General features: G+C 71.7%; 8 protein-coding genes. 3 read left to right on the top strand and 5 right to left on the bottom strand.

From position 1 onward, the window contains the following. Nucleotides 1-86 precede the first annotated feature (86 nt). Both ACI379_RS08985 and ACI379_RS08980 read left to right on the top strand, forming a co-directional pair. On the top strand, nucleotides 87-890 hold the full coding sequence (locus tag ACI379_RS08985; protein WP_439791747.1) for a maleylpyruvate isomerase family mycothiol-dependent enzyme: 804 nt from the start codon (nucleotides 87-89) through the stop codon (nucleotides 888-890). Then, a complete protein-coding gene (locus tag ACI379_RS08980) occupies nucleotides 887-1,846 on the top strand; it encodes an oxidoreductase (RefSeq protein WP_439791746.1) in 960 nt (319 codons plus the stop codon). Before ACI379_RS08985 ends, ACI379_RS08980 begins: the two co-directional genes overlap by 4 nt. A 25-nt stretch (nucleotides 1,847-1,871) precedes the next feature. On the opposite strand, the gene ACI379_RS08975 is transcribed toward ACI379_RS08980, so the two are convergent. The 5 genes from ACI379_RS08975 to ACI379_RS08955 form a co-directional block, all read right to left on the bottom strand. Further along, nucleotides 1,872-3,461, bottom strand: coding sequence for a hypothetical protein (locus ACI379_RS08975; protein WP_439791745.1), 1,590 nt, complete (start codon nucleotides 3,459-3,461; stop codon nucleotides 1,872-1,874). A gap of 69 nt (nucleotides 3,462-3,530) precedes the next feature. Beyond that, nucleotides 3,531-4,817: a hypothetical protein gene (locus ACI379_RS08970; RefSeq protein ID WP_439791744.1), complete on the bottom strand. Its 1,287-nt coding sequence runs from the start codon at nucleotides 4,815-4,817 to the stop codon at nucleotides 3,531-3,533. 123 nt (nucleotides 4,818-4,940) lie between these two features. Further along, nucleotides 4,941-6,617 carry an AMP-binding protein gene (locus ACI379_RS08965; protein ID WP_439791743.1) on the bottom strand — a complete coding sequence of 559 codons (1,677 nt, stop codon included), beginning with the start codon at nucleotides 6,615-6,617 and terminating at the stop codon, nucleotides 4,941-4,943. Between the two features lie 416 nt (nucleotides 6,618-7,033). Then, the gene (locus ACI379_RS08960) at nucleotides 7,034-8,293 is read right to left on the bottom strand and encodes a fatty acid desaturase family protein (RefSeq protein WP_439791742.1); all 1,260 of its coding nucleotides are present in this window, start codon (nucleotides 8,291-8,293) and stop codon (nucleotides 7,034-7,036) included. A gap of 98 nt (nucleotides 8,294-8,391) precedes the next feature. Continuing rightward, nucleotides 8,392-9,516, bottom strand: coding sequence for a ferredoxin reductase (locus ACI379_RS08955; protein WP_439791741.1), 1,125 nt, complete (start codon nucleotides 9,514-9,516; stop codon nucleotides 8,392-8,394). 103 nt (nucleotides 9,517-9,619) lie between these two features. Here ACI379_RS08955 and ACI379_RS08950 point away from each other — a divergent pair. Beyond that, nucleotides 9,620-10,582: PucR family transcriptional regulator (locus ACI379_RS08950; RefSeq protein WP_439791740.1), on the top strand; the 963-nt coding region annotated here is incomplete at its 3' end.

The following is a 10,582-nucleotide window of genomic DNA, read 5'->3' as shown; positions in this document are numbered from 1 at the left end:
TGGCTCCGACAGTCCTGACCCTGCCGGGCCAGACCAGCCCGTGACCCTCCCGGTCGCTGTCGGCACGGCCCCCTAGGCTGCCGGACATGAGTGAACTGAGCCGGTACGTCGACACCTGGTGGAGCGCCGTCGAGGACTTCACCCACCTGGTCGAGGAGATCCCAGCCGAGTCGTGGGCGCTGCCCACCGACCTGCCCGGGTGGGACGTGCACGCGGTGGTCGCGCACATCGCCCACCTCGAGGCGCTGCTCGCCGGGGCCGACCACGACGACGTGGCGATCGGCGAGGCCGACCACGTCCGCAGCCCCATGGGCCAGTTCACCGAGCAGGGTGTCGTGGCGCGGCGGGGCGCCAGCCGCGACGACCTCGTCAACGAGATCCGCGAGTCCACCACCGCCCGGCACACGGCCCTGCTGGCCGACCCTCCCACCGACCCCGAGGCGCCCGCTCCCGGACTCTTCGGCGCGCTGGGCTGGTCCACGCGCACGCTGCTGAGCAACCGCCCGCTCGACCTCTGGATGCACGAGCAGGACGTCCGCCGCGCCGTCGGCGTACCCGGCGGCCTCGACTCGGCCGGCGCCGCGCACGTCACCGACGTCTTCCTGGCCAGCCTGCCGTACGTCGTCGCCAAGCGCGCCGCGCTGCCGACCGGCACGACCGTCGTGGTCGAGGTCGTCGGCCACGACCCGGTCGCGGCCACCGTCGGTGAGGACGGCCGCGGCCAGCGGCTCGCCGAGGTACCGACCGACCCGACCGTACGGCTGCGCGCCGACCGCGCCGCCTACACGCGCATGGCGGGTGGCCGGGGGCGCCCCACCGAGGGGTTCGAGGTGTCCGGGGACGCCGAGCTGGGCGAGAGGCTGCTGTCGTCACTGGCGGTGACGCCGTGAGCCAGCCCTCCCCGCGTCCGGTCGCGCCCGGCACCTGGCGCCCCGAGGACATGGGCGACCAGAGCCACGTCACCGCGCTGGTCACCGGCCCCACCCTGGGCGGGCTGGGCTTCCACACCGCCCTCGAGCTGGCCCGCCACGGCGCCCGCGTCATGCTCGCCGGACGCAACCGGGCCAAGGTCGCGGCCGCGGCCACCGAGATCCGGATCAAGGTCTCCGACGCCCGCGTGGACGAGGTGCTGCTCGACCTGGCCTCCTTCGAGTCCGTGCGCGTCGGGGCCGAGGACGTGCTCGGCCGCACTCCACACCTCGACATGCTCGTCAACAACGCCGGCATCATGGCGCCTCCGCACGCGCGGACGGTCGACGGCATCGAGCAGCAGATGGCGACCAACCACTTCGGCCCGTTCCTGCTCACCGGCCTGCTGCTCCCAGCGCTGAGGGCCAGCTTCGACGCCCGCGTCGTCACCGTCTCCTCGCAGCTGCACCGCCTGGCACGACGGGCCCCGCTGGAGGACCCGCGCCGACCCGAGCACGCCTACCAGCGCTGGCAGTCGTACGGGCAGTCCAAGCTCGCCAACCTGCTGTTCACCTACGAGCTCGAGCGTCGGCTGCGGGCCGCCGAGCTGCCCGTCAAGGCCCTGGCCGCCCACCCGGGCATGGCGGGCACCCACCTGGCCGTCAACACCCAGGTCCCCGCCTCGTCGCGGCGGCGCGCGTCCATCCTCGACGGCACCATCCGTGCCGTCTCGCAGAGCGCCGCCCGGGGCGCCTGGCCGACGCTGCTCGCCGCCACCGGCGACCTGCCCGGCGGCACGTACGTCGGACCGCGCGGCCTCGGGGAGCTCTCCGGCGAACCCACCGTGGTCACGCCCACCCGGCTCGCCCGGGACGAGATGGCGCAACGGCGCCTGTGGGAGATCAGCGAGGAGACCGTCGGGCTGCGCTGGCCGTGACCGGGCCGCTCCCTGACGGGGCTGCTCAGCGCCGGTCGCGCACCCGCACCAGGCCGGTCAGGGTCGCCACGTACAGCGAACCGTCGGGGGTGAGGGTCAGCGGGGCGTGGTCGTTGTTGAACGCCATCCCCGTCCCGGTGCGGACGCTGAACCGGCGTCGCCCCGTGTGGACGTCGAACGCGGTGACGTACCAGGCCGACACGCCCCACCAGGTCGGCCGCTTCGTGTACGCGTAGAGCAGGCCGTTGGCCCACGACACCTTCGGTGCACCGGACGCCGCGACCGCGTCACTCGTCCACGCCACCGAGCAGTCGGTGCCGTCCAGGTCGACGCGCGCGAACCCGGGCGAGGTGGCGCGGCCCAGGACGGTGCGCAGCGGGCCGGTGTACCCGTGGTTGTTCTCCACGACCACACCGCCGCCGACCGAGACGAGGGACGCCTCCGTGGCGCTGGCCCCCTCCTCGAAGACGGGGTGGCGGCAGATCTCGCTGCCGTCGTCGCGGCGGACGAAGACCACGTTCATCCGCGGCTCCGCGTTGTCCGCGAACGCCACCACCCCGGCGCCCAGGAGGACCGGGCCGGTGCCGCTGCCGCGGACGACCTGGCCCTTCTTGGCCTCCGTCCCCCGGTCGTACGTCCGCCGCCACGAGACCTGCGGCATCCCCTCGGCGCCGCTGGTGAGGCGGTACAACGCGCGGTCGGTGACCACGTACGTGCCGCCGTCCTCGTCGGTGACCAGTCCGTTCGTCACCTGCTCGTCCAGGTCGAGGACGCGCACGTCACCGGAGTGCGACGCCAGCGTGCCGACCAGGCCCTGCCGGCTCACCCACCACAGCCGACCGCCCCAGTCCGGGAGCAGCGCGACGAGGCAGTCGCCCTGCGGCACGTACGGCGCGAGGTCCCAGCTGTCCGCGGTGCTCAGCTGCGCCTGGTCGTCCCCGTCGGCGGTGGTGACGGCGAGGACTCGCTGGTCCGTGGTGGCCAGCACGACGCGTCCCTCGGCGTCGACGTGCACCGCCGAGGCGCAGACCCGCTGGCCGGCCTCCTCGTCCTCCGCCCACTCCGGCAGCTCCTTGGAGGCCAGCACCCGCATCGACCCGGGGTCGAGGATGCGCAGGGTCGGCCCGGACCGCTCGCGGCACAGCGCGACCAGCCTGTCGTGGGCGTCGAGGGCCGAGGCCGCGCACTGCTCCAGCCCGTACCAGCCGGTGTCGACCTCGGGTTCCCGGCCGAGCGGTCCCTCCCACGCGTAGGCGCCCGTCCCCCACGCGTCGTTGGCCGCACCGCTGGTGCCGTTGCGGGCCAGGTGCGGGTGCTGCGGCGGGTCCGCGGCGTTGACGGGTGCCGCGATGGCCGGCCGGCCCAGGTACGAGGGGGCCACCGCGATCCCGGGGCTCCGCGGGACGGGCAGCATCCCCGCGGGCAGCACGAGGCCGACGCCCACCACGACGGCGAGCACGGCGGCACCGGTGCCCGCGACGCGGGGGCTCAGCCGCACCCGGTCGAGCACCCACCAGCGGATCCGCGGCACCAGCATCAGCACCGCCGCCGCCACCGGCACCCACGGGCCCAGGGCGACCCAGAGGAGCAACAGCACGACGAGCAGCCAGACCACCCGGCGATCCTAGGCGGCAGGGGCTGTCGCCCGGCGCAGGCTCAACGGTGCAGGCTCGACGGCGCAGGCTCAGCGACGGACGCGGGCGGTGTACGGCGTGGTCCGGGTCACCGTGGTCCGGTACGGGTGGGTGAAGGTGACCTTCGCGCGGATCCGCTTGGCCACCAACGCCCGGGTCAGCTTCAGCCGCGCACCGGTGGCGACCAGCTTCGTACCGGCGTACCAGCGCACGCGCACCGTCGGGGCGACCGGGTCGCGGGTGACGATCACGACCTGCAGCCGTCGCGCCACCACCGGCTTCCCCGACACCGTGACCGACCCCGCGTACGGGCGGCGCGCCACCCCGGCGGAGGGGGCCGACGAGGCGGTCCCCGGCGCCAGCGCGGCTGCCGTCGCGGTCACCTCGACGGTGAGGGCCTTGCCAGCAAGGGCACGCCCGATCCGCAGGCGCCGCGAGGTGGCCCCTTCGACCGGTACGAGGTTGGCCGACCACTGGTAGCTGAAGGTGAGGCCGCCGGTGTCCCACGTGCCGGGGTCAGCCGTCACCACGTCCCCCACGCGTGCGGTCCCGCTGATGCTGGGCGGGGTGGTGTTCTGCACTCTCGGGTCCGGCTCCCCGAGGAAGATGGTCAGACGCGGGTCGGGACCGCTCGGCGGGATCCGGACCGGTGCCATCTGTGCGTCGAACAGCGCGTCGGAGTACAGCTCCCGGCGCAGCTCCGCCCCCTCCTCGCCGGTGGCCGTCCAGAACACCTCCAGCTCGTACGAGCCGCCCGGCCGCAGGCCGTGGAAGGTCACCGTCTCCACCCCGCGGTTCTCCACCATGTTGGGCGCGAACCAGAAGCCGGAGTCCACGGGCTTCAGGCGGTACAGCGTGTACGGGGCGGCGGCGCCCTGGTAGGTGGTGTCGGCGGTGATCGTCCGCCCCTTCTCCAGCACCGGGTCCAGCCGCACGGTCTGACCGGCGGCGACGCGCACGTCCTTGGCGGTGGTGATCTGGGCCGCGTCGGGCCAGAACTCGTAGGCGAGCTCCTGCTCCGGGTCGGTCTTGTTGTACGGCCCGCCACGCAGGCTGGCCGCGGTCTGCTCCACGAGGACGCGGTACGTCCCCGCCTCGACCGCCACCTCGTACCTCCCGTCGGGGCCCGTCTGCGCGCCGACCACCTCCACCCAGTCGTGTCCCGCCACGTCGTGCTCGTAGATCCGCACGTTCCAGTCACCGACGGGTGCGCCCGCGTACGAGGTGACGGTGCCGCTCACCGTGCCGGTGGCCGTCTCCGCGGCCCCCGCCGACAGGACGGGAGCCACCAGCCCCGCCAGCAACGCCCCGACAGCCAGCCCGACCGCTCCTCGCATCTGCGTCTCCCCCTCATCGACGGTGGCGACATCCCACCACGATTCCGCGGCCTGAGGAACCGTTCCCGCAGAGCAGTCGGGCCCGGACCGTTCAACGGTCCGGGCCCGACGGGGCTGGTGCTCTCAGCTGCGGATGAACTGCTGACGTCCGTGCTCGGCGAACTCGGACTCGATCCGGGCGCGTGCCGCGTCGTCCAGCTGCACGTACGAACCGTCGCGCAGGCGCTCGAAGACGGGCTCGTCGCCGCCCCACAGCATGCGGCGCAGCTTGGGCTTGTCGACCTTGCTGGTCGCGGTCACCGGCAGCGAGGCGGTGACGCGGATCAGGCGGGGCGCCCACTTGGTGCCCAGGTCCGGCTGCTCGGTGAGGAACCTCGCGAACGCGTCCGCGTCGAAGTCGGCGTCGACGACCATCTGGACGGTCGCCATCACCTGGTCGCCGGTCTGCGGGTCCGGCACCGGGTAGACCGCGGCCACGGCCACGCCGGGGAAGCGGGCCACGATGCGCTCGACCGGGGCGGCGGCGAAGTTCTCGGAGTCCACGCGGATCCAGTCGGCCGTACGACCGGCGAAGTAGAAGAAGCCGTCCTCGTCGCGGTACGCCAGGTCGCCGGTGAAGAAGTGGCCGTCGCGCAGCTTCTCCGCGCTCGCCTCGGGGTTGTTGTAGTAGCCCTCGAACTTCGACGCCGCGTCGAGCGACACGATCTCGCCGATCGCCTCCTCCGGGTTGACCAGCAGGCCGTTGTCGTCGAAGACGGCCACGGCGCACTCGTTGCCGTCGGCGTCCCAGATGACCGGGTGGTGGCCGATCTGCGGGACGCCCAGGGAACCGTCGGGGGTGGAGTCGTTGTGGATGATGTAGCAGGCGCCCTCGGACTGCCCGTACGACTCGTAGACCGGTGCGCCGAAGCGGCGCAGGAACTCGGCGCGGTCGCGGGCCGAGGCCTCGGTGCCAAAGCCGAACTTGAGCTTGTTGTCCGACTCGCCCTCGACCTCGGGCTGCGCCAGCACGTACGCCAGCGAGCGGCCGACGTAGTTGAAGAAGGTGGCGCCGAACTTCTGGATGTCGGGCAGGAAGCCGGACGCGGAGAACTTGCGGCGCATCGCCAGCGCGGCACCGCCCTTCACGCACGGACCCCAGGCGCTCATCAGGGCGTTGCCGTGGAACAGCGGCATCGCGTTGTACGCGACCTCGCCGAAGCCGAACATCATCGGGTTGACCTGGCTCACGAACGCCCACCGGCGCGTCGAGCAGATCACGGCCTTGGGGGCACCGGTCGAGCCCGAGGTGAACAGCAGCACGAGCGTGTTCGACGGGTCGAGCGCCTGCTCGGTCGGGACCAGCGGCGCGTCGGCGTGCGTGGCGAGCAGCTCGGCGTACTCGGGGCCGTCGACGCGGATCACGCGGCTGGCGCCGTGGTCGATGCCCTCGAGGAGGTCGGCGTACGCGGCGTCGACGTAGATCGTGTCGACGTGCGTCTCGCGGATGTCGAGCGCCAGCTCGGCGCCGCGGCGGGTCGGGTTGATGCCGACCACCGTCGCGCCGCTGAACGCGGCGCCGGCGATCTGGAAGAGGTACTCGGGGGTGTTCTCCAGCAGGACCCCGACGTGCCACGGGCGGCCGTCCGTCGGGCGGAGCTCCTGGTGGATCGCGGAGCGCACCGCGGCCTCCCGCAGCACCTCGCGCCAGCTCCAGCGGTCGTCCTCGAACAGCAGGCCCGGGTTGTCGTCCTCGGCCCGGGTCAGGAAAAGCTCCGCCATCGTCTGGAACTGGACCTCGGGAACTGTGGTTGAAGTCATAGGCCGACGGTGTCACGACAGGCGGCGGCCACGCGCGCGCGGACCCGCTGGGCGGGACGCCTGCGACCGTCGTACGTGGGGAGAAATGCGAGAAGCGGGGCACCTCCCCCCGGAGGTGCCCCGCTTCTCAAGAGTTCAGCGACGGAGCCAGTCGTCCATCGCCGCACGCGGCCTGAGGACGCGGAGGGCGTCGCCCTCCCAGCGAGCACCCCCGCTCACCGGGCGGTGCTGCTCCTCGATACTGCCGATCCTGATCATTTCTCTCCCCTGTGCCGAAGCGACTGGTCCACCTTGACAGAGGTCCTACCCGTGAGTACAGCCCTTTGTGGGCCAGGTCACACCCAATTTGTGACCACGTGGTCACAACGCATGACCACCTGGTCACTCCCCGTCACTCCAGCCACAGGAGTCACAGGTCAGGCGACGGCGCGGACGTCCGCCTTCGACGGCTTGCGGACCTTGGCCGCCGACGAGTCGAGGTGGCGCTGCAGCAGGCGGCGGGTGCGCTTGTCGCCCGTCACCATCTTGGCCAGGATGCCGAGCTGCTTGGGGGCGTTCTTGACGGTGGTGGTCTCCAGCCAACCGTTCGGGAAGCTCAGGCGGACCACCTTGTGCCAGGCCGAGTAGACCTGCTTGGGCAGCGACGCCTCGTGGTAGTTCAGGTCGTACTTCGCGAACAGCGCCTTCACCTTCACGGCGACCTCCGCATACCGGTTGGAGGGCAGGTCGGGGAACAGGTGGTGCTCGATCTGGTGCGACAGGTTGCCCGTCATGATGTGGGTCAGCTTGGAGCCCGAGATGTTGGCCGAGCCGAGCATCTGGCGGATGTACCAGTCGCCCCGGGTCTCGTCGTCGTCCAGCATCTCCTTCTCGAAGGTCTCGACGCCCTCGGGGAAGTGACCGCACATGATGACCGAGTGCGTCCACAGGTTGCGGGCGCCGTTGGCGACGAAGTTCGCCGCGATCGTGGAGAAGTACGAGCCGGTCGGGATCGACAGCAGCGGGTGGATGCCGTAGTCGCGGACCATGTGCTTGCGGATCTTGACCAGGACCTTCTTGACCTCGGCCTCGAACCCCTCGGGGCGCTTGTCCTTGGCCTTCTTGAGGTTCTTGCCGAGCTCGAGGTCGTACGCGGCGATGCCGTACTGGAAGAAGCAGGCGTTGACGAAGTTCCAGGCCGGCTGCGCGATGTACATCGGGTACCACTTCTGGTCCTCGTCGACGCGCATGATGCCGTAGCCGAGGTCGTTGTCCTTGCCCACGATGTTCGTGTACGTGTGGTGAACCTCGTTGTGGCTGTGCTTCCACGCCTCCGAGGGGGTGACGTTGTCCCACTCCCACGTCGAGGAGTGGATCTTCGGGTCGCGCATCCAGTCCCACTGCCCGTGCAGGACGTTGTGGCCGATCTCCATGTTCTCGAGGATCTTGGAGACGCTCAGGCCGAGCGTGCCGAGGATCCACGCGGGCGGGAAGATCGAGAAGAGCAGCACGCCACGCGAGCCGAGCTCGAGGTAGCGCTGGGTCTTGATGACCTTGCGGATGTACGCGGCGTCGTCGGCGCCACGACTGTCCAGGACCTCCTGGCGGATCGCGTCGAGCTCGCGACCCAGCTCCTCGATCTGCTCCTTGGACAGGTGCGCGATCGGGTTGGTGTCCTTCTTCTGGATGACGGTCATCGCGGTGGTTCTCCTTCAGCGGGGGCTGGCGGTGTGGGGAAAGAAGTCAGTGGTCGCTGTGCTGGATGTCGATCAGTGATCGCTGTGCTGGATCTCGATCAGTGATCGAAGTGACAAGGCCCGGCGGCGGCGTTGATGCAGGTCTGCACCTTGACCGCGCCGGACTCGCCGGGGACTGCGGTGGTGAGCTCGCCGTTGCGCAGGTCGCGCACGGTGCCCTCGGTCATCGGGACCAGGCAGCCCATGCAGATGCCCATCCGGCAGCCGGAGCGCATCAGGATGCCGGCGTCCTCGGCGGCGTCGAGGATGGTGGTGGACCCGTCGACGGCGAGGTCCTGGCCACCCTTCGCGAAGTGCAGGGTGCCACCCTCGCCGGGCTCGACCCGGGCCGTACGGAACTGCTCGACCAGCAGGTCGACGCCAGCGGCCTCGTGGAACGCGGCGAGCGCGTCGAGCAGGCCGGCCGGGCCGCAGGCCAGGGTGGTGCGGTCGTGCAGGTCGGGGACGAGCTGCTCGAGGTCCGCGACGTCGAGGATGCCGTGGGTGTCGTCGTACCGGGCGACCAGCGTGATCAGGCCGGCCGCGTCGAGCGCCTGCAGGTCCCGCAGGAAGATCGAGTCGGGCTCGCTGGGGGCCACGTGGACCACGACGATGTCGAAGTCCTTGCTGCGCGGCAGGCGCAGGGCGCCGGACTCGGCGACGGGGAACAGGTTGCGCAGCATGCCGATCACCGGCGTCACGCCCGAACCGGCGGTCACCATGAGGAACCGGCCGCCGCTCGGGTCGGGCAGCACGAACTCGCCGGCCGCCTGCTCCAGGTGGACGATGCTGCCCACCGGGCAGTGGTGGACGAGGTGGTTGCTGACGACGCCGTCCGGCACGGCCTTGACGGTGATCGAGATGTTGCCGTCGGCGCGCGGACCGTGGGTCAGCGAGTACGCGCGCCACTGGCGCACGCCGTCGACGTCGATCCCGATGCGGGTGTACTGGCCCGGGACGTGCCCGGCCCAGTCGGCGCCCGGCTTGATCACGATGGTGGCGGCGTCGGCGGTCTCCGGGTGCACCGAGACGATGCGGCCCCGCAGCTCTGCGCCCGAACGGAGCGGCGCGAAGAGGTCCAGGTAGTCGGCCGGCAGCAGCGGCGTCGTGGCCGCCTCGGCCGCCCGGACGAGGCGGTGGCGGAGCCCCGCAGCCCGGGTCGGCGGCTCGAGAGTGCTGGTCATGGGTACCACTGTGCTGGCTCGCGCCGTCGGATTCCTGCGCCCTGCACGTGAATCGCGGGTAGTCTTTTGTTCGTTGCAAACAAAGAACGACTCTGGAGGCGCCATGGACGACCCTCGTGTGCTTCGCGCCACTCAACAACTCGCGACGCCGACGCCCGAGGTCGCGATGGACCCGGAGATCCTCGAGGCGCTGCGCGAGGCCCTGCCGGAGGTCGCCGACCACGCGGTGAGCGCGATCATCGACGAGGTCCCCAGCTACGCCAACGCGCTCAGCGGCCAGATGGGCGAGACGATCCGCAACGTCGTCGTCCTGGCCCTCGGCGGCTTCCTCACCCTCTCCGGACGCAACGACGCCCCCTCACCGATGACGCCGGCACTGGAGGGGTCGTACCAGATCGGTCGCGGCGAGGCGCGCAGCGGACGCTCGATGGAGGCGCTGCTCGCGGCGTTCCGCGTGGGCGCGCGGGTCTGCTGGCGCGACATGGCCAAGGTGGCCGTCGAGCACCGCGTCGCCTCCGACCAGCTCGCCCACTTCGCCGAGCTCGTCTTCCACTACATCGACCGGCTCTCCGAGGCCGCCGCCCTGGGTCACGCCGACGAGCTGGAGAGCAGCGGGCGCGTACGGCTGCGCAACCTCGAGCGGCTCACCCGCGCACTGCTGACCCGGGCCGCCCCGGACGCGATCGTGGCCGCCGCCGAGCGCGCCGACTGGGAACCACCGGGCGCCCTGACGGCGGTCATCATGCCCGACTACCAGATGCTGTTCGCGTTCTCGCTGCTCGACACCGCCAGCCTCCAGGTGCCGGACGACGTGCCCGGCGTACCTCCCGGCCACTCCGTCCTGCTGGTGCCCTCCACGGGGACGCCGGCGGCGCGCCGCACGCTGGTGCGCTCGCTGCGCGACACCTCCTCGGTCCTCGGTCACGCCGTGCCGTGGCTGGAGGCGGCCGACTCCTTCACGCGCGCCCGACGGTGCCTGGGCCTGGGACTGGAAGGGTTCGTCGACACCGACGAGCACCTCGCGCCGCTCGTGCTGGAGGCGGACCCCCGGGCGCGCGCGGACCTG

It is taken from the genome of Nocardioides sp. (assembly GCF_051876515.1).
In the GTDB taxonomy this organism is placed as follows: domain Bacteria; phylum Actinomycetota; class Actinomycetes; order Propionibacteriales; family Nocardioidaceae; genus Nocardioides.
Note: the sequence above shows the minus strand (reverse complement) of the source record. Positions and strands in the feature narration are given on the sequence as shown.

What these genes read in the sequence shown, in the direction of transcription:
- ACI379_RS08955 (WP_439791741.1), bottom strand. Translation starts at nt 9,516, where the DNA reads ATGACCAGCACTCTCGAGCCGCCGACCCGGGCTGCGGGGCTCCGCCAC.
- ACI379_RS08960 (WP_439791742.1), bottom strand. Translation starts at nt 8,293, where the DNA reads ATGACCGTCATCCAGAAGAAGGACACCAACCCGATCGCGCACCTGTCC.
- ACI379_RS08985 (WP_439791747.1), top strand. Translation starts at nt 87, where the DNA reads ATGAGTGAACTGAGCCGGTACGTCGACACCTGGTGGAGCGCCGTCGAG.
- ACI379_RS08965 (WP_439791743.1), bottom strand. Translation starts at nt 6,617, where the DNA reads ATGACTTCAACCACAGTTCCCGAGGTCCAGTTCCAGACGATGGCGGAG.
- ACI379_RS08970 (WP_439791744.1), bottom strand. Translation starts at nt 4,817, where the DNA reads ATGCGAGGAGCGGTCGGGCTGGCTGTCGGGGCGTTGCTGGCGGGGCTG.